This window comes from Streptomyces sp. NPDC087428, from assembly GCF_044744085.1.
In the GTDB taxonomy this organism is placed as follows: domain Bacteria; phylum Actinomycetota; class Actinomycetes; order Streptomycetales; family Streptomycetaceae; genus Streptomyces.
The window spans coordinates 160,260-181,745 of sequence record NZ_JBIUXR010000008.1 but is presented as its reverse complement, the minus strand read 5'-3'; the positions used below and the strand labels follow the sequence as shown (position 1 = coordinate 181,745).

Here is a 21,486-nt window from a genome sequence, read left to right as displayed (position 1 = left end):
GGGCGGGCGGCTCAGCCGCCCGCCTGCGGCAGGGCCGCTCCCGCCGAGCCCGCACGCGGACGCGGCATCGCGAGGGGCCCCAGGGCGGGCGCCGCCTCCAGCGGGCGGTCGGTGAAGAAGCGGGCGACCAGGTCCGCGACGTCATCGGGGCGTTCCAGCACCACCCAGTGGTCGGAGTCGCCGATGGTCAGGAACCGGCTGCCCTCGATCGTCGCGGCGAAGGCCCGCTGCCGTTCGGGTGAGGTCACCGTGTCGTGCTCGCCCGCGAAGACCAGCGCGGGCACACCGCTCAGCCCGCCGGAGTAGTCCGGCCGGTGGCCCAGCGCCCGGCGCAGCGACTGCGCGGCGTGCGGGGAGTGGGTGAGCGCGTGCAGGAACGAGCGCCGGACGTAGCGCCGGGCGAGCTCCCTGCGGTGCACGGTGCGCTCCGGGTCCAGGCACATCAGGGCCTCCGCGGTCAGGGTGGCGAGCCCCTCCATGTCGCCGGTGGCCAGCCGGTCGACGGCCCGGCCCCAGTGGGCCCGCTGGGCGTCGCTGATGTGGGCCGGTACGCCGCCGAGCGCCAGCCGGGCGATGCGGCCGGGATTCTGCCGGGCGCAGCCGAACGCGATCGACGTGCCGTAGGAGAAGCCGAAGAGGTTGACCCGGGCCGCGCCCAGGTCGTCGATGATGCCGGTGACGGCCGCGTACAGGATGTCGTCGCCGGTGCCGGGCGGCAGCGGATCGGCGCCGCCCATGCCGGGCAGGTCGGCGGTGACGACGTCGGCCCGCGGTCCGAGGTGCTCGTCCATCTGCGGCCAGCCGTACATCCCCTGGAGCGCGCCGCCGAGGACGATGACCGGCTCGGTGCGGGGCGAGGGCTGTCTCAGGGTCCGGTAGCTGTAGCGCAGCCCGTGCACCGACAGGTTCCGGATGATCTCGTCGGGCATGGTGACCGTCCTTAGAAGGTCCGGCGGTTGGGGTGCGCTGCGTGGTCAGGCCCTGGTGAGGACAAGTGCGGCGTTGTGCCCGCCGAAGCCGAGCGAGGTCTTGACGGCCGCGTCGAACGCTCCGGGCTTGGCCTCCTTGCTCACCACTTCGAGCGGGATCTCCGGGTCGGGGGCGTCCAGGTTGACGGTGGGCGGGACCAGTTGGTGCTGGAGTGCGAGCACGGTCAGCGCGGTCTCGATGCCGCCCGCGGCGCCGAGGGTGTGCCCGGTCATGGCCTTCGTGGACGTGACGAGGGGGTGCTCGCCGAGCACCCGGCGCAGCATCGTCGTCTCGATCAGGTCGTTCGCCACGGTCGAGGTGCCGTGGGCGTTGACGTGTCCGATGTCCGCCGCGCCGACTCCGGCGTCCGCGAGGGCGGCGCGCAGGGCCCGTTCGATGCCGAGGCCCTCGGGGTCCGGCGCGACGGCGGAGTACGCGTCGCTGGACGCGCCGTATCCGGCGAGGTGCGCGCGGACGGTGGCGCCGCGGGCGCGGGCGTGTTCGGGGCGTTCCAGTACGAGGAGTCCGGCGCCCTCGCCGACGACGAAGCCGTCGCGGTGGGTGTCGAACGGGCGGCAGGCCGACTCGGGGTCGTCCCGGCGGGTGGAGACGGCCTTCAGCTGGCAGGCGCTGGCGATCAGCAGCCGGGAGCGGACCGACTCGGCGCCGCCGGCGACGACGATGTCGCACGCCCCGGTGCGCAGCATCTGGTGCGCGGTGCCGAGGGCGACGGTGCCGGACGAGCAGGCGGTGGAGACGGCCTGGCTGGGGCCGTGTGCGCCGAGGTCGGTGGCGACGCTGCTGGCGGCGCCGTTGACGACGGTGAGCGGGGCGAGTTTGGGCGAGACCCGGCGGGCGCCGCGCTCGGTGAGGGCGGTGTGCTGCGCGTCGTAGAAGGGCAGACCGCCGTGCGCGGAGCCGATGACGACGGCGACGCGGGAGCTGTCCCAGACCGAGGGGTCGAGCCCGGCGTCCGCGACGGCCTCGCGGGCGGCGATGACGGCGAGCTGCGAGAAGCGGTCCATGAGGCGCTGGGTCGCCACCCCGAGCACGGCCCGCGTGTCGAGGTCCGTGATGGTGTACATGAAGTCGCAGGGCAGGCCCTGGAGTTCGGGCAGGTGCGGGACACAGGGCGCGGTGGCGGCCTCGGACACCCCGCGCCAGGTGGCCTCGGTGCCGACGCCCGCCGCGGTCACGAGGCCGATGCCGGTGACGGCGGCGGCGAACGGCTCGGGGCGGTACCGGGCGGTCATGCCGCGGCCTTGCGTTGCACGGCGTCGACCAACTGGGCGACGGTGTCGCGCGAGGTGAGCTCGACGTCGTCCAGGTCGACGCCCATCCGGTCCTCGATGAGGAGCCGCAGTTCTTCCAGGGCCAGGGAATCCAGCCTGAGCTGACGGAGCGACGTTTCGGGGCGGATCGCCACGGGATCGGTTCCGAAGTTCGCCACCAGCAAGGTGCTGATCTCGTCTGCCGTGCTCATGGGCACTCCTCCGCTGTCGTACGCGGTGACGCCTTGCCGCGTGAGAGGTCACTGCCATCGGGGGACGCCGGCCGGTCCGGAGGCACCCTTTATACGCCCTGTCGGCAGTGGCTCAGGTCCGCGTTCCCCCGTGCGGTGGGAGGGTTGGGCAGGTGTACGAATCCTCGGGACGCGGGCCGGGCCGGATCGGCGGGGGCGGAACGGGGCCGCCCGCCACCGGGGACCGGCGGACAGGGCTCCTCCTGGAGGGGGTTCGCCCGTAAACTCCGCGATCATGAACACCGAATCCACACAGGCCGCCTCGGTACAGGCCGAATCGGCACCGTCCGCCGAGCTCTCCGCCGACGCCCGCGCCCTGTTCTCCACCATGTCCACGATGCGCGCCATGCGCCGCCTGAGACCGGAACCCGTGCCGGACGAGACGCTGGAGCAGCTCATACAGGCCGCCGTCTGGGGTCCCAGCGGCGGCAACATGCAGTGTTACGAGTACGTCGTGGTGACGGACCGTGAGGTGATGGCGCGTCTGGCACCTTTGTGGAAGCGGTGTGTGGACGCGTATCTGGCGACGACCGGGAAGTACGCGCCGAAGGGCATGGACGACGCGGCGTACGGCCGGATGGTCGCCGCGATCGAGTACCAGCGCGACCACTTCGCCGAGACGCCCGTGCTGGTCGTGCCCTGTTACCGGTTCCCGGAGCCCCGGATCGAGGAGGAGGGCCTGGTCGCGTACGCGCAGGCGCTCGGCCCGGCGGGCGTGGAGCACATGACGAGCACGCAGACGAGGTTCCAGGCGCTCGCCGAGGGCTCCTGCGTCTACCCGGGGGTGCAGAACCTGCTGCTCGCGGCCCGCGCGCTGGGGCTCGCGGCGAACGTCACCATCTGGCACCTGATGCTGGAGCAGGAGTGGAAGGAGGCCCTCGGCATCCCCGAGGACATGCAGACCTTCGCCGCCGTTCCGGTCGGGTGGCCGCAGGGCAACTTCGGTCCGGTCCGGCGCCGCCCGGTGGCGGACGTCATCCACCGCGACCGCTGGTAGGCAGGCCCACCGGCCCGGATCCGGGTATCCCCCGGGTCCGGGCCGTCACCCGGCGGCACCGGGTGCGTGCACCCAGAGCCACACGTCAACTCCATTGGGGTGAAAGAGGGTTCGACACGCGGCACGTTGATTGTCATGCACTCGACAGATCGCTAGCCTGAGCGGGCTCGGCGGCCCCTCGGCCCAACCCTCCCAGGGCCCCGGGGCCGTTCTTCTCCCCCCACAGAGCAGGAGCAGGTATGCCCAGCCGCCCCGCAGCCCACACCAAGGCCCGCGCATCCGCGCTGGCGGCCCTCACCGCCACCGTGCTGGCCCTCACCGGCACCCCGGCCCTCGCCGCCCCGGACCCCGGCCACCCGATGAACCGGGCCTTCGAGCGGGCGGCGAGCCGGTTCGGCGTGCCGCGCGATCTGCTCGCCGCCGTCGGATACGGCGAGACCCGCCTCGACGGCCACTCCGGACAACCCAGCCAGGCCAACGGCTACGGCGTGATGCACCTCGCAGACAACCCCGAGAACCGGACCCTGGAGCGGGCCGCCGACCTCACCGGCGAGTCCCCGGACGACCTCCGCACCGACACCGGGGCCAATATCCTGGGCGGCGCTGCGGTGCTGCGCGGTTACGCGGACAAGCTGGGCCTGGACGCCCGGGACCGGGCGGACATCGACGCCTGGTACCCGGCCGTCGCCCGGTACAGCGGCACCGGGGGTCCGGCCGCCGTCCTCTACGCCGACACGGTCTACACCTTCCTCGCGGACGGGCTCGACACCGTCGCCCCGGACGGCGAGCGCGTCTCGGTGACGGGCCGCCCGGTCTCCCCGCACAAGGGCTCCCTCGCCGGCGCGGAGCCGGGCACCCGCAGCGCCGACTACCCGGCCGCGCTCTGGGTCCCGGCCGACGCGAACAACTTCGCGACGGGCCGCTCGGCAGCGATCGACAAGGTGATCATCCACGTCACGCAGGGCTCGTACGCGGGCTCGATCAGCTGGTTCCAGAACCCGGCGTCCGAGGTGAGCTCGCACTACGTGGTGCGCTCCTCCGACGGCCAGATCACCCAGATGGTCCGCGACGGCGACACCGCCTACCACGCGCGCAGCGCCAACTCCTCCGCGCTCGGTATCGAGCACGAGGGATTCGTCGACGACCCGTCCTGGTTCACGGACGCGATGTACCGGTCGTCGGCGGCCCTGACCGCGTACCTGTGCGACCGGTACGGGATCCCGAAGGACCGGGCGCACATCATCGGCCACAGCGAGGCGCCGGGCAACGACCACACCGACCCCGGCCCGAACTGGGACTGGACGCGCTACATGCAGCTGGTGGGCGGCAGCACCGGGGGCGGCACCACCCCCGACGGGCTGAGCTTCACCGCGTACGCCACCCAGCGCAGCGGCTCGACGGGTGCCCAGGTCAAGGCCGTCCAGCAGCTTCTGAACGAGCAGGGCCAGGCGGCCGGCGCGGCCGACGGCGCCTTCGGCCCGGCCACTACGGCTGCGGTGGCGGCCTACCAGGCGGCGCACGGGCTGGACCGGGACGGCGTCGTGGGAGCCAGGACCTGGACCGCCCTGCTGTCGGCGGGCAGCACGGCGACGCTCCGGGAGGGCGCGACGGGCGACGGTGTGAAGCGGCTCCAGCGGGCGCTGACCGCGACGCTCGGCTCGGCCGTCGGCATCGACGGGAGCTTCGGCCCGGCGACGACGACGGCGGTGCGCGGCTACCAGACGAGCCGGGGCCTGACGGCCGACGGCGTCGTCGGGCCGGACACCTGGGCGGCGCTGCAGGCGGGCCGCTGACGGACCCGGTCACGGGCGGGGCGCGGCTCCCCGCCCGTGACGTGCGGGAACGCCAGAACGTCACGTTTGAGTAACCCGCCGGAAACCCTTGACGTTTCTCCTGACGTCTTCCTAATCTCCTCGTGTAGTCGCACTTCACGTGCTGCGGCGCTTTCCGCAGTGTTTTGACAGGCACAGACATAGACCACCTGTCGGTGGTTTCGTCATGCCTGTTTTTTGTGCTCCCCGTGCCGCCGATGGGTCTTCCTCGAAGGCGGATTCATGGCACAACGTCCGAGCGTCAAAGGCGTCGCCGACGTCGTTGCGCTCATCGATGGGCTGGGAAAGATCACCGGCCGGGCGCAAGTCATCTGGTTTCTCGTGTTCGGCGGGCTGTTCCTCGACGCCTACTCGAACGCGGCGCTGAGCGCCGGTCTGGGACCGATGACGTCCCAGATGGAGCTGACCAGTACGCAGGTCTCGATCCTCACGGCCACCGCTCCGGCCCTGGCGATCATCTTCAACCCCATCGGCGGCTGGCTCGCCACCCGGATCGGCCGGGTCCCCCCGCTGCTCATCGCCAAGGTCTTCGCCATCGCGGGCGCCCTGCTCGCCGCGTTCGCCGGCGACTTCACCGTGGTCTGGCTCGGCCGGGTCCTGGTGGGCATCGCGTACGGCATCGACTTCGCCGTCGCCATGGCCCTGCTCGCCGAGTACACCCCCGCCAAGCTCGGCGGCCGGCTGAACCTGTGGCAGGCCGTCTGGTACGTGGCCACCACCAGCAATCTCGCGCTGGCCCTGCTCTTCTTCAACCTGGACGTCGGCGCGGACATCTGGCGCTGGTCGGTGGGGTCCGCCGCGGTCGTGGCGCTCGCACTGCTGGTGGGCCAGTGGCTGATGCTCAGGGAGAGTCCGACCTGGCTCGCCAGCAAGGGCCGGCTGGACGAGGCCGTCCTCAACCTGGACCGGATCTACCGGATCAAGGCCGTCGCCGGGAAGCCGGACGAGGCGACCCGCGCCGCGGCCGCCGGTCCCGCCATCGGCTTCCGCCAGGCCGGGCTGCTCTTCAAGGGCGAGTACCTGCCGCGCACCATCCTCTCCTCGGTGATCTCGCTCGGGCAGTCGATGCAGTACTTCGCGGTCGGCTGGTACCTCCCGCTGATCAGCCTGACGATCTTCGGCGAGAGCTTCGAGAAGGCCACGATCGGCTCGATGGTGTTCAACGCCTTCGGCATCGCGGGCGGGCTGCTGTCCGCGTACTTCGGCCGCCGGCTCGGGCTGCGGCTCAGCTCCGCCGCCGGTTTCGGCGGGGTCTTCGTCGCCCTGATCGCGATGGGGCTGACCTTCGAGAAGGTCCCGACCGCGGTGGCGTTCCTGCTGCCGGTGCTGTTCATCCTGTGCCACTCCGCGGGCCCCGGCGCCAACGGCAAGTCCATCGCGGCGCTCTCGTACAGCAGTGACGTGCGTGCGCTCGGCACCGGTGTCACCGGAATGGTCGGCAGCTTCGGCAGTGTCGCCGGGCTGTACCTCTTCCCGCAGATCAAGGAGTCGCTCGGCCTGGCCGACACCTTCCTGGTCCTCTCCGTCGTGCCGCTGCTCGGCATGATCACCTGTCTGGCCATCAAGTGGGACCCGATGAAGGCCGCGTCGCCCGACGAGGCGGCGTCGCCGCGCACCGCCGCGGCGGACGAGCGGGAATCCGCGGAGTCCTCGACCGCGCGCTGACCGTCCGCCGCGCCTGCCGCACCACACGATGGTCCCTCTCCCCCTCCGTACAGCTCGCGATGCTCGCAATGAAAGGGCTGCAATGACGCAGACGCTCCCCGGCGCCGCCCCACGACGCGGTGTGCTGGCCATCGACGAGGGCACCACCGGCACCAGGGCCGGAGTCGTCCTCGACTCCGGCGCCGCGCACGAGGTGTTCTACCGGTCGATCAAGGTCAGCCATCCGGACGACCTCTCGGTCGAGCAGGACCCGATGGAGATCTGGACCACCACCCTCGAGGTGGCGCGCCGGGCCATCGGCGCCGCACGGGCGGAGGGCATCGCGATCACCTCGGTCGCGCTCTCCACCCAGCGGGCCACCGCGATGCTCTGGGACCGGGTCACCGGGCGGCCGCTGCTGCCCGCCGTGGTGTGGCAGGACCGGCGGTACGCCACCGAGCTCACCGCTCACGAGGCGGAGTGGGACGCCACCCTCACCGCCCGCCAGGGCCGGCCGGTCGGCGCCCGCGCACCCTTCCTCTGGGCGGCCCGGCAGATCGCCGCGCACCCGGAGGCGGCCGCCGCCCACCGCGAGGGCCGGCTGCTCTTCGGCACCGTCGACACCTGGCTGATCTGGCGGCTGACCGGTGGCGCGGTGCACGCCACCACCCCGACCAACGCCGCGTCCAGCGGGGGCTACCTGCTGGAGCGGCACGCCTGGGACGAGGAGTGGATCAGCCACCTGGGCTTCCCCCTCGACCTGCTTCCGGAACTCCGCTCGGACGACGCCGGATTCGGCACCACCGACCCGGCCGCCCTCGGCATCGCCGTCCCGCTGGCCGCCTCGATGGGCGACCAGCACGCCGCACTGATCGCGCTCGGCGGCCTGGCCGCCGGGCAGGGCATGTGCATGTACGGGACCGGCGCGTTCGTCGACGCGGCGACCGGCACCACACCCGCCCTGCCCCGGCCGGACATCTCCGGGGTGCTCGCCCAGCCCGGCCGGCGGCAGGGCGACATCAGCCACTACAGCCTGGAGGCCTACACCTCCACGGCGGGTTCGGCGCTGCGCTGGCTCTGCGACGACCTGGGCCTGTTCGCCTCGCCGAAGGAGCTCGGTGAGGAGGCCGGCCGGGTCCCCACCCGGCCGGGCCGCACCCCGCGTTTCGTCCCGGCACTCGCCGGGGTCCGTACGCCGGTCTGGCATCCGGAGGCCACCGCCGCCCTCACCGGGCTCACCCTCGCCACCACCCGGGCCGATCTGGCCCGCGCCGTCCTGGACGGCATCGCGCACTCGGTGTGCGACCTCGTCGACGGGGTCGCCGCCACGATGAACGCCCCGTTCACCCGGCTCCGGGTCGGCGGCGGAGTCGCGGGCAGCGACCCGCTGCTGCGCATCCAGGCCGACCTGACCGGCCTGCCGCTGGAGCGGGTCGCCGACTCGGCCACCGCGAGCCTGCGCGGCACCGCCTATCTGGCCGGCGTCGCCCAGGGCCTGTGGGGCTCGCTCGAAGAGGTCGTCGAGGCGCAGCCGCACGGCCGGATCTTCGAGCCGTCACTCGGCGCGGACGAACGGACCGCCCAGCGGGCCGCCTGGCGCGACGTGCTGATCGCCCACCTCAAGGATCCCGCGCTCACCCCCCTCACCCCCCACTGACGGCCCCTCACCGTCAGCCGGCGGCCGGTACCCGACCACGCGGCCGCCGCACCGAAACACCAGGAGTTGATGTTGTGATCACCATGCCCGCCCGGAAGCCCCGGCGCAGTGCCGCGGCCACCCGCCGGACGCCCCTGCTGCTGGACCGCGCGGCGGCCAAGCGCCGGCTGGCCGACGACACGTACGACGTGCTCGTCATCGGCGGCGGTATCACCGGCGCGTACGCCGTGCTCGACGCGGCCTCGCGCGGGCTGCGCGCGGCGCTGGTCGAGAAGGACGACTTCGCCTCCGGCACGTCGTCGAAGTCCTCGAAGATGGTCCACGGCGGCCTGCGCTACATCGAGCAGGGCAACGTCAACCTCGTACGCCACTCGCTGCTGGAGCGGCACCGCTTCCGCAAGAACGCCCCGCACCTGGTGCACCGGCTGCCGTTCCTCTTCCCGATCCTGGAGAAGGAGGGCATCTTCGACGCCCGCCTCGCCAAGGGCTTCGAGGGACTGCTGTGGACGTACGACCTGGTCGGCGGCTGGCGGATCGGCAAGCTCCACCAGCGGCTCACCGTGCCGGAGGTCCTCGCGCAGGCGCCGACGCTGCGCTCGGAGAACCTCCAGGGCGGGCTGATGTACTTCGACGCCCGCACCGACGACGCCCGCCTCGTCCTCACCATCGTGCGGACCGCGGCGGCGCTGGGGGCCACGGTCCTCAACGGTGCCAAGGCCGAGGGGCTGCTGATGCGGTCCGGCAAGGTCGCCGGGGCCAGGGTCGAGGTGGACGGCGACAGCGTCGACATCCGGGCGGACGCCGTCGTCAACGCCACCGGGGTGTGGACCGACGAGCTGGACGCGAAGGCCGTCGACGGCCACAAGCCGCAGGTACGGCCTGCCAAGGGCGTCCACATCGTGGTGCCGTGGGACAAGGTCCGGATCAACTGCACGGTCACCGTGCCGATCCCGGGCCGCGCCCGCCGCGCGACCTGCACCCGCTGGGGCAACAGCGTCGTGCTGGGCACCACGGACGAGGACTACCAGGGCTCCCCCGACGACGTGCACTGCACCCGTCAGGAGATGGACTTCCTGCTGGAGGGCGCCAACACCGCCTTCGAGGGGAAGCTCACCCCGGACGACGTGACCGGTTCCATTGGCGGGCTCCGCCCACTGGTCGGCGGCAAGGAGGGCGCGACGCTCGACATGCGCCGCGACCACCACATCAGCATCGGCCGCACCGGCATGGTGACCGTGACCGGCGGCAAGCTCACCACCAGCCGGCACATGGGCGAGCTCGTCATCGACAAGGTGATGACGGTCCTGGGCCGCAAGGGCAGGAGCCGTACCAGCGACCTCCCGCTGCTCGGCGGCGCCGGGTACGACGCCGAGGCCGTGGCCGCCTCCGGCGGTATCGCCGCCCACCTGGGCGAGCGCTTCGGCACCGAGGCCCGCTTCGTCGGCGACCTGATCCAGGAGGACCCGACGCTGGCCCGGCCGGTCGTCGAGGGACTCCCGTACACCAGGGCCGAGGTCGTGTACGCGGCCCGTGCCGAGCTGGCCCGCTCGGTCGACGACGTCCTCTCCCGCCGGACACGCGCCCGGCTCTTCGCCCGGGACGCCTCCGCCGAGGCGGCGGGCGAGGTCGGCGCGATCCTCGGCCGGGAACTGAACCTCACGGAGGCCGAGGTGGACCGCTCGGTCTCCGAGTACCTCGCGGCCGTCCGTCACGAAAAGTCCGTACTCCTCGAAGGGGCAGCAGCATGATCAGCCGTCAGACCATCACCCACCCGTTCAACCGGGGCAACTACACGATCGGCGCCCCCAGCTTCGCCAAGTGGGCGCAGAACACCCCCGTCGGGGACGGCGAGGCCGCGCTCCAGGTCGACCCGGTGCAGGTTCCCGAGACCGTGATCGAGGCGCTGCGCGAGGCCGCGCACGCCGTGCACGTGGAGCGCGACGAGGTCGTCACCCGGACCCGTGACTGGTGGGCCGGTTCGATGATCGGCGAGACCGAGGGCCGTCCCGCGACGCCGGACGCCGTGGTCGTCGAGGCCGCCGACGCGGACCAGATCGCGGCCGTGCTGCGGATCTGCCACGAGGCGGGCATCCCGGTCACCCCGTCCGCGGGCCGCTCGAACGTCACGGGCGCGGCGCTGCCGGTCTTCGGCGGTGTCGTCCTGGACGTGTGCGGGCTGAACCGGATCACCGGCTTCGACGCCGGGTCGAACGTCGTGGACGTCGAGGCCGGCATGTTCGGCGACCTCTTCGAGAAGCAGCTCCAGGAGGAGTACGGCGTCACGACCGGCCACTGGCCCTCCGCCTTCGCCGTCTCCACGGTCGGCGGCTGGATCGCCTGCCGCGGCGCCGGTCAGCTCTCCACACGCTACGGCAAGATCGAGGACATGGTCGTCGGTGTGGACGTGATCCACGCGGACGGCACCCGCGCCACGTACGGCGACTACGCCCGCGCGGCGGTCGGCCCCGACCTGCGCCAGCTGTTCATCGGTTCCGAGGGCACCCTCGGGGTCATCGTCTCGGCCCGGCTGCGCGTCCACCCGCTGCCTACGTTCGCGAACGCCGTCGCGTTCGGCTTCAAGACCTTCGCGGAGGGCCTGGACGCCTGCCGCGAGATCATGCAGCGCGGTGCGACCCCGGCCGTGCTGCGGCTGTACGACACCCTGGAGTCGGGTACGCACTTCGGCCACCCGGAGACCAACCTCCTGCTGATCGCCGACGAGGGCGACCCGGCGATCGTGGACGCCTCGATCAAGGTGGCGGCCGAGGTCTGCTCCGCGTACGGGCCCGAGCTGGACTCCAAGGCGGTCTTCGAGCGCTGGCTGGACGAGCGGATGATCGTCGGCAAGTCCGCGGACGGCTTCACGCCGGGTCCGGGCTTCGTCGCCGACACGCTGGAGATGGCCGCTTCCTGGACCGACCTCCCGGTGATCTACGACGAGGTGGTCGCCGCGATCCAGTCGGTGCCCGGCACCCTGGCCGCCTCCGCGCACCAGTCGCACGCCTACACCGACGGCGCCTGCGTCTACTTCTCGCTCCGCGGTGACGTGGCTCCCGAGTCGCGGCGCGACTGGTACCGCTCGGTGTGGGACGCCGCCAACGCCGTCCTCATCCGCCATGCGGCGGCCCTCAGCCACCACCACGGCTGCGGACTGCTGCGCGGCCCCTACCTGGAGGAATCCCTGGGCGCGGGCTTCGCGACGTTCGTCGCGGTGAAGGCGGCCCTGGACCCGGCCGGCATTCTCAACCCTGGCAAACTGGGCCTTCCCAGCCGATTCGGTACGTCTCCGCTGAACTGACCCAGCAGTCGCGAACCCTTCCCAGTCAGGCCCTGCCATGACCCCCTCCCCGTCCCGGTCCGGCGCCCCGCTCGACCCCCGGCTCACCGCGGCGTTCGCCGAGGTGCCGGTCGTCGCGTCGGTCGTCGGCACCCAGCCGCTGCGGCAGTTCCTCACCGCGCCGGCCAAGGTGTGCATCCTCGCCTCGTTCGCGGTGGGGCAGCTGCCCCAGGTCGTACCGGCGCTGGGCCGGGCGGGGAAGACCGTGTTCGTGAACGTCGACAGCAGCCCCGGTCTGGCACAGGACCGGGGCGCGCTGGAGTTCATCAAGAACATGGGCGCGCACGGCGTGGTCAGCACCCGGCTCTCACTCATAGAGAAGGGCCGCCCGCTGGGCCTGCTGACGATGATGAAGGTCTTCGTCACCGACCGGTCCAATCTTCGCCGCTCCACCGACGCGATCTCGCGCGGGGCGCCGGACCTGGTCGAGATCATGCCCGCCCCGATCGTCGCCCGGATGACCGCGCAGGCCCAGCGCGCGATGTCCCCGTCGGTGGCCGCGGGCTTCGTGGAATCCGCCGCCGACGTGGCGCTCGCCCTGGCCCTCGGGTCCGCCGCGGCCGCCACGTCCGACCCCCGCCTCTGGCACCTGCGCCGCGACCAGCTGCCGCCGGTCCCGCCCGCCGCCCTCAAGAGGCCCGCACCACCTCAGGAGTAACCCCGTGACGTACGTAGTAGTGGCCAGGTACCGCACCAGGCCCGGCGAGCAGGACACCGTCCTCCCGCTCCTCGACACCATGGCCGCCGCCTCCCGCCGGGAGCCCGGAAACCTCGGCTACCGGGTCCACCAGGGCACCGAGGACCCGCGGGCGATCGTGCTCTACGAGGAGTACGCGACCGAGGCCGACTTCACCGCGCACTGCGCGACCCCGCACTTCCGGGAGATCGTGCTCGGCAAGGTCGTCCCGCTGCTGGAGAGCCGCGACGTGCTGCGCTGCGCGCCCCGTGACGAGGTGGGCGCGTGAAGACCCGGGCCGTGGTCCTGCGCGGGATATCGACGGCCAGGCCCTACGCGGACACCCGGCCGGCCGAGGTGGAGGAACTGGACCTCGGCGCCCCGCGCGAGGGCGAGGTGCTGGTCCGGGTCGCCGCCGCGTCCCTGTGCCACTCGGACCTGTCTGTCGTCAACGGCGACCGGGTCCGGCCGCTCCCGATGGCCCTCGGGCACGAGGCGGTGGGAGTGGTCGAGGAGACCGGCCCCGGCGTCCACCGGATCGCGCCCGGCGACCATGTCGCCCTGGTCTTCGTGCCGAGCTGCGGGTTCTGCGCCGACTGCGCGGCGGGCCGCCCGGCCCTGTGCGCGCAGGCCGCCGCCGCGAACGGCTCGGGCGCCCTGCTGCACGGCCCGTCCCTGCTGACGGACGCCTCCGGCGCCACGGTCCACCACCAGCTGGGCGTCTCCGCGTTCTCCAGTCACGCGGTGGTGGCCCAGGAGTCCGTGGTGCCGATCGACCGGGACATCCCGTTCACCGTGGCCTCGATGTTCGGCTGCGCGGTCCTGACGGGCGCCGGCGCGGTCATCAACACGGCGGCCCTGCGCCCCGGCCAGTCGGCGGTGGTCTACGGGCTGGGCGGGGTGGGCCTGTCGGCGGTGCTGGGTGCGCGGGCGGCCGGCGCGTACCCGATCGTCGCCGTGGACCCGGTGGCGGAGAAGCGCGCACTGGCGCTGCGCCTGGGCGCGACCCACACGTACGCGCCGGGCGAGGCGCTCGAAGCGATCCGCGATCTGACGTCCGGCGGCGCGGAGGTCGCGGTGGAGGCCGTGGGCAGCCCGAAGGTGATGGCCGAGTGCCTCGCCGCCGTGGCCCGGGGCGGCAAGGTCGTCTCGGTGGGCCTGCCCGCCCCCGACCGGGTGCTTGAGGTCCCGGCCCTGGCCTTCGCGGGCGAGGGCAAGTCCCTGCTGGGCTCGTACATGGGTGACGCGGTCCCCCGCCGCGACATCCCGCGCTTCCTGGGCCTGTGGCGGGCCGGGCTGATGCCGGTGGAGGAGATGCACACCGGGACCCTCCCGCTGGACGAGGTCAACCACGCGATGGAGGAGCTGGCGTCGGGCCGGGCGATCCGTCAGGTGCTGGACACCTCGGGGCTGCTGGCGGTCGCCGCCGGCCGTCCGAACGGCTGAGAGCGGTATTCACCGTACGAGCATCAGACCGCAGCTGTACGCCCGCGCGTGGCCGACTCCCTGGGTGAGTGCGGTGACGAAGGTCCTGGGATCGGTCAGGGTGAGCGTGCCCTTGATCTCCGCGCGGGCGAGGCACGAGCCGGCCGCACTCCCGGAGTCCGGCCGGCTCGTCCTCAAGGCCGCCGCCGGACTCGGCGGCACGCGGACCGGCCCCGGAGGCACCACTTGACGCACGGTGGGCACACCCCGTAGGAGTCGGGGGAGGATACGGCACCCGCCCCCGCCCCCGAGGAGTCGCGCACGTGAGAGTCGGAGCGGCACGCGCCGCCGCGGTCCGCTGGGTGGCCGCACACGCCCGCCCCGCCCCCGGCTACGGCGGGGCGTACTTCAGCGGGTCGACCGTGGGCCGGGCGGACGACGCCGAGTTGGCGCCCTCGTCCGACGTCGACGTCGTGGTCGTCACGGAGGAGGACGACCCACCCGCCAAGCCCGGCAAACTCCTTTACGAAGACGCCCTGTTGGAGATCACGTACGTCCCGTGGGCCGAGCTGCGCGACCCCGCTTCGGTACTGTCCTCCTACCACTTGGCGGGCAGCTTCCGCACGGACACGGTCATCGACGATCCCACCGGCCGGCTGCGCGCCCTGCACGCGGAGGTCTCGCCCCGCTTCGCCGAGCGGAGCTGGGTGCGCCGCCGGTGTCTGGACGCCCGGCACCGGGTCGAGAGCCGCCTCGCCGCGTTCGACGCCTCCGCGCCCTTCCACGAGCAGGTGCCGGCCTGGATGTTCCCCACCGGGGTCACCACGCATGTCCTGCTGGTCGCCGCCCTGCGCAACCCCACGGTCCGGCTGCGCTATCCGGCCGCGCGCGACGTCCTGACCGCGTACGGGCGGCCGGAGCTCTACCCGGAACTGCTGGGGCTCCTCGGCTGCGCGGACGTCTCCGAGCGGCGGGTGCGGCACCATGTGGCCGAGCTGACCCGGACGTTCGACGCCACGGTCCCGGTCGCGCGCACACCGTTCTTCTTCAGCAGCGACCTCACCGCACAGGCGCGTCCCATCGCCGTCGACGGCAGTCTGGAGCTTCTGGGCCGGGGCGACCACCGCGAGGCGGTCTTCTGGATCGTCGCGACGCTCGCCCGCTGCCACGCGGTGCTGACCGTGGACGCCCCCGCGCTGCACGCCGCACGGCTGCCCGCGTTCGAGGCGGCCGTCGCCGAGCTGACCGGGATCACCGGCACCACGGACATCCTGGCCCGCCGGGAGGAGGTCACCCGGTTCCTGCCCCGGCTGTGGGCGGCCGCCGAAGACATCATGGCGGCCGGCCCGGACACCGGCGGGAAGTCCGGCGGCCCTCTGCCGGAGCGCCGCCCGCTCTGCTAATTTGCCCGTATGACTCCTCCTCGTGCGTAGGACCCCGCACTGACCGCACCCGTCACCCCGGGTGCGGCACTCCGGTGTCCCCGCACGCCCGCGGCGCCCTGTCCCCGCGCCGCCCTCACGAGGAATGTCACCGTGCTCACCTCTTCTTCCGCGCCCTCGCGCGCGCCTTCGTACGCCACTGTCCTGCGCACCCCCCATGCCGTACGCACCTTCGGCGCCGCGCTGCTCGGGCGGCTCTCGTACGGGGTGGTCCCGCTCGCCCTGCTGCTGGCGATCAAGGACGCCACCGGTTCGTACTCCGTCGCGGGCGGCGCCATGGCCCTGTTCGGGGCCGCCAGTGTCTTCCTCTCCCCCGCCCGTGCCGCGCTGATCGACCGGTACGGGCCGCGCCGCGTCCTGCCGCCGATGGCGGGGCTGTACGCGGCGGTGCTCGGGGCACTCGCCCTGGCCACCTGGCGGCCGGGCGCCCCACCCCTCGCCCTGGGGGCGCTCGCCGTGGCGGCGGGTGTCTGCACTCCGCCGCTGGGTCCGGTCATGCGGACCCTGTGGAGCGCGCTCGTCCCGGACCGGGAGCTGTTGCAGCGCGCGTACAGCCTGGACGGTGTCGCCGAGGAACTGCTCTACGTGTCCGGCCCGTTGCTGGTGGGCCTGATCGTGCGGGCCGGCCGGCCCGCGGCCGGTGTGCTGGCCGGCGCCCTGCTGGTGTTCGTGGGGGCGCTGGCGCTGGTGTCGTCACCGGCGGTGCCCCGTGAGCACGCGAGCCCCGGACCGCCCGCCGCCGGCTCCCCCGACGCTCCCCGGCTTCGGCTGCACGGCATCCCCGCGCTGCGTCATACCGTGCTGGTGACGGCCGCCGTGGGGCTCTGCCTCGGGGCTCTCGAACTGCTGGTCGTGGCGTTCACCGAGCAGCGCGGCCAGGCGGCCGCGGTGTCCTGGGTGCTGGCCGCCCTCTCCGCCGGGAGCGCCGTCGGCGGTCTGGCGTACGGGGCGGTCCGGTGGAAGCTGTCGAGCCGGGTGCGGCTGGTGGCCGCGGCAGCGGGGATGGGTGCGGCTCTGGTGGCGGCCGGGCTCTCGCCGCGGCTGTACGTGCTGGTCGCCGTCGTCGCGGTCGCCGGGCTGTTCGTCGCCCCGGTCCTCACGACCGCGTATCTGATCGCGGACGAGTCCGTGGACGCCGCCCGGCGGACCCAGGCGGGCGCCTGGGTCAACACCGCGTTCAACGCCGGGGCCTCGGGCGGCACCGCGGCGGTCGGGCTGCTCGTCGGGCGGCTGCCGCTCGCCCTGTGCTTCGCCCTGGCGGCAGCGCCCGCGCTGCTGTGCGCGGCGGCGTTGGCGCGCCCCCGCTCCCGGCGCACGGGAGCGGGGGCGGAGGCGGAGGGCCGGGTCAGCGGAGCTTGATCGCGCCGCCGTCGGCCATCAGGGTCTGACCGGTGATGTAACGGGCGTCGTCGCTCGCCAGGAACGCGATGACGGGGGCGACGTCCGTGCGCGGGTCGCCGAAGCGGCCGAGCGGGACCTTGGCGGCGGAGAGGGCGTACTGCTCGGGGTTGGCCTCGGCCCAGGCGGCGACGCCCGCGGTCCTCGCCATCGGCGCGACGACGTTGACCCGGATCTGGTCGGCGGCCCACTCGTTGGCGACGACCCGGCTCAGTCCGCGGATGGCCTCCTTGCCCGCGGCGTACGACGCCTGGTTCGGCTGGCCGTCGATGCCCGCGCCCGAGGCGAAGTTGATCACCGCGCCCTGGCTCCTGCGGAGCTCGGGGTACGCGGCGAGCATGAAGTTGCGGGTGGCGAAGAGGCCGGTGTCCAGGGCGAGCTTCCAGTCGTCCTCGGTCTGTTCGGTGAAGGGGCGCACCCGTGAGGCGCTGGCGTTGTTCACCAGGGTGTCCAGGGCGCCGAAGCGCTCGACGGCCGTGGCCACCGCCAGGTCGGCGACCGCGCGGTCGGAGACGTCGCCGCGGATGAACACCACCGCGTCCCCGAGGTCGGCGACGAGGGCGTCCCCGGCCTCCTGCTGGAGGTCGACGACCACGACCCGCGCGCCCCGCTCGACGAAGACCCGGGTGACGGCCTCGCCGATGCCCGAGGCTCCTCCGGTGACGACGGCGACCTTGTTCTCCAGTGTCATTGCGCTGTTCCTCCCACTCGCTGTGCCCGGCACGGCGCCCCCGCCCCGTACCCTATATATGCACCATACATCTCGTATGTATAGTGCATATCAACGGGTGAGCCAGGACTCCCAGACCGCGGTCAGCTCGGCGTCCACGGCCGGTGCCACCGTGTCCAGCAGCCGTACCTGCGCCCCCGGCCCGGCCAGGTCCATGCGGTAGGGGTGCGGTGGTCCCGGCGGCGCCGCGCCGAATGCGGCGACCGAGCCGATGACGCGGTTCGGGCCCAGGATGCCGGGCAGCTCGCGCAGGTCCGGATCGGTGAGGTCGAGGTCCTCGACCAGGAGGTCCCGGCCCTCGTACGTCACCCGGGTCATGGCACGGACCCGTCCGCCGCGCTCCCCGGAGCGGCCGAGGACCAGGGTGTCGCGCCACAGCATCCGGCCCCCGGACCCGAGCCGGGCGTCCATGACGCGTTCGACGTCCGCCCCGGTGGACACCACGAACGGCAGGCCGTGCCAGGTGAGTTCGCCGCCCTCGGCGATATCGACGCGGGCCCGCCAGCGGGCCGAGCCGCCCCGGTGGTCGTAGGCGACGAGTCCGGCCGGCTCGACCAGTTCCAGATGTGCGCCCGGACCGACCGAGATCCTCAGGTTCAGCTCGTCACCGGCGAGCAGTCCGGCCCGGGTGCCGACCAGGGCGACCCGGGTCCGGCCGGGGCACGGCAGCAGCGGGCGGGGGGCGAGAAAGGCGCCGGGGCGCAGTTCGCGGACGAGATGGCGGCCCGAGCCGTCGCGCTCCGCGGCGACGACGGTCGGATCGGTCACGGGTGGGTGTGGCTGTGCGGCGCCATCGGGCCGGGGTCGGTGGGGATGTGGGTGCCCGAGCGGTGGCGCACCAGCAGGGACCGTACCCAGTCCGCGAGCGCGGCGATGGAGTCCGGGTCCTGCTTGGAGAGGGCGAGGACGGGGAGTCCGCCGCGGGCCTCCTCCGCGTCCGCGACCATCGCGGGCACGTCGACCTCCACGTAGGGGGCCAGATCGGTCTTGTTGACGATCAGGAGGTCGGCGCCGGTGATGCCGGGGCCGCCCTTGCGGGCGACGTCGCCGCCGCCCGCCACGTCGATGCAGAAGAGCTGTGCGTCGGCGAGGGCCGGGCTGAAGGTGGCGGTGAGGTTGTCGCCGCCGCTCTCGATGAGCACCAGGTCCAGCGGGCCGTACGCCTCCTCCAGGTCCTCGACGGCGTCGAGGTTGGCGCTGACGTCGTCGCGGATCGCGGTGTGCGGGCAGGCGCCGGTCTCGACCGCGCGGATGCGTTCGGTGGGCAGCACGCCCGCCGAGCGCAGGAAGCGGGCGTCCTCGTCGGTGTAGATGTCGTTGGTGACCACCGCCATGGACAGCTCGCCGGCGAGCTCACGGCACAGGGTGGCCAGGATCGAGCTCTTTCCGGTGCCGACCGGTCCCGCGACGCCCAGGCGCAGGGCCCGGGGCTGGTTCAGCGGCTCGTGGAAGTGGGGGTTGGGCTGCTGCTCGGGGGTGGTGTCGTTGTCAGGCAAGGAAGAGTCTCCGTTCGCGTCGTGCGTGTTCGAGCGCCCACTGTTCGGTGAGCGCGGCGGTACGGGCGGGCAGCCCGTCCGGGGTCCGTACGGCGAGGGCGGAGGCCACCGCCGCCGCCGCGTCGGGTTCGGCGGCGAGGATCCAGGCGACCGAGTCGAGCGGGTCGCCGGGCAGGAGTTTCAGCGCGGCGGACGCGACGGTCTGCAACTCGTCGTAGACGACGGCGTGCGCCAGCTCCTCCTCGGAGACGTTCAGTACGGCTCCCAGCGCGCCGAACGCGACGGGCCGCAGGGGCCGGGGGCGCATGGCGGCCAGCGCGGTGACGGCCGGGTGGTCCGGGGCGAGGCGCCGGGCCAGCCGGTGCACGCCCCGGCCGAGCGCCGCCGACGTCTCGCGCTGGGGTGCGGCCGGGGTCCGTGCCGCGAGGGCCTGCTGTACGGGTCCGTAGTCGACCGGGTCGCGCCCCGCGGCGCGCAGCGCGAGGACGGCCGCGGCCGCCTCCGTGAGGGCGGTGGTGTGCAGCCGGGCCTTCAGCAGGGCGGGGATCCGGTCCCGGGTGAGGCCCGCGACGACGGCCGGTTCGAGCCCGGCGCTGTAGGTGTACGCGCCGACGGGGAGCCGTCCGTCGCCGAGCAGGAGGGGTGCCAGTGCGCCCATCAGAACATGGAGTACCGCTGGGCCAGCGGCAGTTCGGTGGCGGGTGACGGTTCGACCAGCTCCCCGTCGATATGGATGGCGAAGGTCTCCGGGTCCACCTCGATGTCCGGGAGCGCGGTGTTGTTCGGCAGGTCCGCCTTGGTGAGGTGGCGGGTGGGGCGTACGGCGACGAGTTCGCGTTCGAGTCCGAGGCGTTCGGCGAGGCCGTCGGCCAGGGCGGCCGGGGCGACGAAGCTGACCGAGAGGTGCGGGGCGGCCCCGGCGGCGGCGGTGGGGCGCAGCAGGACCGGCTGGGTGGTGGGGATCGCCGCGTTGGCGTCGCCGAGGGGGGCGTAGACCACCATGCCGCCCTTGATCACGGCGGCGGGGCGGATGCCGAAGAACGCGGGGTCCCAGAGCACCAGGTCGGCGAGCTTGCCGGGTTCGACGGAGCCGATGACGTGGTCGATGCCGTGGGCGACGGCCGGGCAGATCGTGTACTTGGCGACGTAGCGGCGGGCCCGTTCGTTGTCGGCGGGCAGCTCGCTGCCCCGGTCGCCGAAGCGCTGCTTCATCACGTGGGCGACCTGCCAGGTGCGGCAGATGACCTCACCGATGCGGCCCATGGCCTGGGCGTCGGAGGAGGTGATGGAGAGGGCGCCTATGTCGTGCAGGATGTCCTCCGCCGCGATGGTGGAGGCGCGGATGCGGGACTCGGCGAAGGCGAGGTCCTCGGGGACGCGCGGGTTGAGGTGGTGGCAGACCATCAGCATGTCGAGGTGTTCGTCGACGGTGTTGACGGTGTGCGGGAGCGTCGGGTTGGTGGACGCCGGGAGGATGTTGGGGTGCGAGGCGACCGTGATGATGTCGGGCGCGTGGCCGCCGCCGGCGCCCTCGGCGTGGAAGACGTGGATGCCGCGCCCCGCGATGGCGTCGAGTGTCCCCTCGACGTAGCCGGCCTCGTTGAGGCTGTCTCCGTGCAGGGCGACCTGGAGGCCGTAGGCGTCGGCGGCCTTGAGGGCGGCGTCGATGGCCGCGGGGGTGGCGCCCCAGTCCTCATGGACCTTGTAGCCGCCCGCGCCGCCGAGCGCGGCCTCGCGCAGGGCCTCCTCGCCGACGGTGGATCCCTTGCCGAACAGCATGATGTTGAGCGGGACGCGGTCCAGGGAGCGGTGCATCATCGCGAGGTTCCAGGCGCCGGGGGTGACCGTGGTGGCCTTGGACCCCTCGGTGGCTCCGGTGCCGCCGCCGATGACGGTCGTGGTGCCGGTGGCGAGAGCCTCGTGGAGGGTCTCCGGCATCAGGAAGTGGACGTGGGTGTCGACGGCTCCGGCGGTCAGGATGCGCCCCTCGCCGGAGACCACGTCGGTGCCGGGGCCGATCACCAGCTCGGGGTGGATGCCGTCGCCGATGTCGGGGTTGCCGGAGCGGCCGAGGGCGACGATCCGGCCGGCCCGGATGCCGATGTCGGTCTTGACGATGCCCCAGTGGTCCAGGACCACGACGTTGGTGATGACGAGGTCGAGGGCGCCGTCGGCGCGTGACGTGGTGGCCTGGCCCATCGATTCGCGGATGGACTTGCCGCCGCCGAAGACCGCCTCGTCGCCGCCGAAGCAGCGGTCCTCCTCGACCTCGATCCAGAGGTCGGTGTCGGCGAGCCGGATGCGGTCGCCGGTGGTGGGGCCGTAGAACGCCGCGTAGGCGGCGCGGGTCAGCTGTGCCAT

The 21,486-nt window shown here is 73.2% G+C and carries 20 protein-coding genes; 11 read left to right on the top strand and 9 right to left on the bottom strand.

Annotation, left to right across the window (positions count from 1 at the left end; all coding sequences use genetic code 11):
* Positions 1–11 precede the first annotated feature (11 nt).
* From ACIO3R_RS18705 to ACIO3R_RS18695, 3 genes are read right to left on the bottom strand one after another with little or no spacing between them, the layout of a single operon-like run.
* Positions 12–929 carry an alpha/beta fold hydrolase gene (locus ACIO3R_RS18705; RefSeq protein ID WP_402106838.1) on the bottom strand — a complete coding sequence of 306 codons (918 nt, stop codon included), beginning with the start codon at positions 927–929 and terminating at the stop codon, positions 12–14.
* 45 nt (positions 930–974) lie between these two features.
* Positions 975–2,222, bottom strand: a complete 1,248-nt coding sequence (locus ACIO3R_RS18700; protein WP_402106836.1) for a beta-ketoacyl-[acyl-carrier-protein] synthase family protein — start codon at positions 2,220–2,222, stop codon at positions 975–977.
* Positions 2,219–2,452, bottom strand: coding sequence for an acyl carrier protein (locus tag ACIO3R_RS18695; RefSeq protein WP_385353987.1), 234 nt, complete (start codon positions 2,450–2,452; stop codon positions 2,219–2,221). The genes ACIO3R_RS18700 and ACIO3R_RS18695 overlap by 4 nt, the downstream gene beginning before the upstream one ends.
* 274 nt (positions 2,453–2,726) lie before the next feature.
* On the opposite strand from ACIO3R_RS18695, the gene ACIO3R_RS18690 reads away from it, so the two are divergent.
* From ACIO3R_RS18690 to ACIO3R_RS18650, 9 genes are all read left to right on the top strand, one after another.
* Positions 2,727–3,488, top strand: coding sequence for a nitroreductase family protein (locus tag ACIO3R_RS18690; protein ID WP_385036382.1), 762 nt, complete (start codon positions 2,727–2,729; stop codon positions 3,486–3,488).
* Positions 3,489–3,727: 239 nt separating this feature from the next.
* Complete coding sequence (locus ACIO3R_RS18685; protein ID WP_385353983.1) at positions 3,728–5,281, top strand: N-acetylmuramoyl-L-alanine amidase; 1,554 nt, start codon at positions 3,728–3,730, stop codon at positions 5,279–5,281.
* Between the two features lie 261 nt (positions 5,282–5,542).
* Positions 5,543–6,985, top strand: a complete 1,443-nt coding sequence (locus ACIO3R_RS18680; RefSeq protein ID WP_402106833.1) for an MFS transporter — start codon at positions 5,543–5,545, stop codon at positions 6,983–6,985.
* An 82-nt stretch (positions 6,986–7,067) separates the two neighbouring features.
* Positions 7,068–8,621 (top strand): FGGY family carbohydrate kinase, encoded by a 1,554-nt coding sequence (locus ACIO3R_RS18675; protein WP_402106831.1) that lies wholly within the window; start codon positions 7,068–7,070, stop codon positions 8,619–8,621.
* A 74-nt stretch (positions 8,622–8,695) separates the two neighbouring features.
* On the top strand, positions 8,696–10,369 hold the full coding sequence (locus ACIO3R_RS18670; protein ID WP_385036386.1) for an FAD-dependent oxidoreductase: 1,674 nt from the start codon (positions 8,696–8,698) through the stop codon (positions 10,367–10,369).
* The gene (locus ACIO3R_RS18665; protein WP_385036387.1) at positions 10,366–11,919 is read left to right on the top strand and encodes an FAD-binding oxidoreductase; all 1,554 of its coding nucleotides are present in this window, start codon (positions 10,366–10,368) and stop codon (positions 11,917–11,919) included. The genes ACIO3R_RS18670 and ACIO3R_RS18665 overlap by 4 nt, the downstream gene beginning before the upstream one ends.
* Positions 11,920–11,956: 37 nt before the next feature.
* Positions 11,957–12,616 (top strand): glycerol-3-phosphate responsive antiterminator, encoded by a 660-nt coding sequence (locus tag ACIO3R_RS18660; RefSeq protein WP_385036388.1) that lies wholly within the window; start codon positions 11,957–11,959, stop codon positions 12,614–12,616.
* Between the two features lie 4 nt (positions 12,617–12,620).
* The gene (locus ACIO3R_RS18655; RefSeq protein WP_363020902.1) at positions 12,621–12,923 is read left to right on the top strand and encodes an antibiotic biosynthesis monooxygenase family protein; all 303 of its coding nucleotides are present in this window, start codon (positions 12,621–12,623) and stop codon (positions 12,921–12,923) included.
* Entirely contained in the window at positions 12,920–14,080 is a 1,161-nt protein-coding gene (locus ACIO3R_RS18650) for a zinc-binding dehydrogenase (protein WP_402106826.1), read from the top strand. Before ACIO3R_RS18655 ends, ACIO3R_RS18650 begins: the two co-directional genes overlap by 4 nt.
* Before the next feature lie 9 nt (positions 14,081–14,089).
* On the opposite strand, the gene ACIO3R_RS18645 is transcribed toward ACIO3R_RS18650, so the two are convergent.
* Positions 14,090–14,257 (bottom strand): type I-E CRISPR-associated protein Cas6/Cse3/CasE, encoded by a 168-nt coding sequence (locus tag ACIO3R_RS18645; RefSeq protein WP_402106824.1) that lies wholly within the window; start codon positions 14,255–14,257, stop codon positions 14,090–14,092.
* Positions 14,258–14,382: 125 nt separating this feature from the next.
* On the opposite strand from ACIO3R_RS18645, the gene ACIO3R_RS18640 reads away from it, so the two are divergent.
* Entirely contained in the window at positions 14,383–15,462 is a 1,080-nt protein-coding gene (locus ACIO3R_RS18640; RefSeq protein ID WP_402106823.1) for a hypothetical protein, read from the top strand.
* Positions 15,463–15,594: 132 nt separating this feature from the next.
* Positions 15,595–16,860: an MFS transporter gene (locus ACIO3R_RS18635; protein ID WP_402106820.1), complete on the top strand. Its 1,266-nt coding sequence runs from the start codon at positions 15,595–15,597 to the stop codon at positions 16,858–16,860.
* Here the strand turns inward: ACIO3R_RS18635 and ACIO3R_RS18630 are convergent.
* The 5 genes from ACIO3R_RS18630 to ACIO3R_RS18610 all read right to left on the bottom strand — a co-directional run bounded on the left by ACIO3R_RS18630 (position 16,847) and on the right by ACIO3R_RS18610 (position 21,486).
* Entirely contained in the window at positions 16,847–17,590 is a 744-nt protein-coding gene (locus tag ACIO3R_RS18630) for an SDR family NAD(P)-dependent oxidoreductase (RefSeq protein WP_385041367.1), read from the bottom strand. The two genes, ACIO3R_RS18635 and ACIO3R_RS18630, sit on opposite strands and share 14 nt — an antisense overlap.
* Before the next feature lie 90 nt (positions 17,591–17,680).
* Positions 17,681–18,397, bottom strand: a complete 717-nt coding sequence (locus ACIO3R_RS18625; protein ID WP_385041364.1) for an urease accessory protein UreD — start codon at positions 18,395–18,397, stop codon at positions 17,681–17,683.
* Positions 18,394–19,068, bottom strand: a complete 675-nt coding sequence (ureG, locus tag ACIO3R_RS18620) for an urease accessory protein UreG (protein WP_385041373.1) — start codon at positions 19,066–19,068, stop codon at positions 18,394–18,396. Before ureG ends, ACIO3R_RS18625 begins: the two co-directional genes overlap by 4 nt.
* A gap of 49 nt (positions 19,069–19,117) precedes the next feature.
* Positions 19,118–19,783, bottom strand: coding sequence for an urease accessory UreF family protein (locus ACIO3R_RS18615; protein ID WP_363020908.1), 666 nt, complete (start codon positions 19,781–19,783; stop codon positions 19,118–19,120).
* Entirely contained in the window at positions 19,783–21,486 is a 1,704-nt protein-coding gene (locus tag ACIO3R_RS18610) for an urease subunit alpha (protein WP_385041360.1), read from the bottom strand. The genes ACIO3R_RS18615 and ACIO3R_RS18610 overlap by 1 nt, the downstream gene beginning before the upstream one ends.

Coding starts and splice junctions, on each gene's coding strand:
- ACIO3R_RS18705 (WP_402106838.1), bottom strand. CDS start 929: ATGCCCGACGAGATCATCCGGAACCTGTCGGTGCACGGGCTGCGCTAC.
- ACIO3R_RS18700 (WP_402106836.1), bottom strand. CDS start 2,222: ATGACCGCCCGGTACCGCCCCGAGCCGTTCGCCGCCGCCGTCACCGGC.
- ACIO3R_RS18695 (WP_385353987.1), bottom strand. CDS start 2,452: ATGAGCACGGCAGACGAGATCAGCACCTTGCTGGTGGCGAACTTCGGA.
- ACIO3R_RS18690 (WP_385036382.1), top strand. CDS start 2,727: ATGAACACCGAATCCACACAGGCCGCCTCGGTACAGGCCGAATCGGCA.
- ACIO3R_RS18685 (WP_385353983.1), top strand. CDS start 3,728: ATGCCCAGCCGCCCCGCAGCCCACACCAAGGCCCGCGCATCCGCGCTG.
- ACIO3R_RS18680 (WP_402106833.1), top strand. CDS start 5,543: ATGGCACAACGTCCGAGCGTCAAAGGCGTCGCCGACGTCGTTGCGCTC.
- ACIO3R_RS18675 (WP_402106831.1), top strand. CDS start 7,068: ATGACGCAGACGCTCCCCGGCGCCGCCCCACGACGCGGTGTGCTGGCC.
- ACIO3R_RS18665 (WP_385036387.1), top strand. CDS start 10,366: ATGATCAGCCGTCAGACCATCACCCACCCGTTCAACCGGGGCAACTAC.
- ACIO3R_RS18660 (WP_385036388.1), top strand. CDS start 11,957: ATGACCCCCTCCCCGTCCCGGTCCGGCGCCCCGCTCGACCCCCGGCTC.
- ACIO3R_RS18630 (WP_385041367.1), bottom strand. CDS start 17,590: ATGACACTGGAGAACAAGGTCGCCGTCGTCACCGGAGGAGCCTCGGGC.
- ACIO3R_RS18615 (WP_363020908.1), bottom strand. CDS start 19,783: ATGGGCGCACTGGCACCCCTCCTGCTCGGCGACGGACGGCTCCCCGTC.
- ACIO3R_RS18610 (WP_385041360.1), bottom strand. CDS start 21,486: ATGGCACAGCTGACCCGCGCCGCCTACGCGGCGTTCTACGGCCCCACC.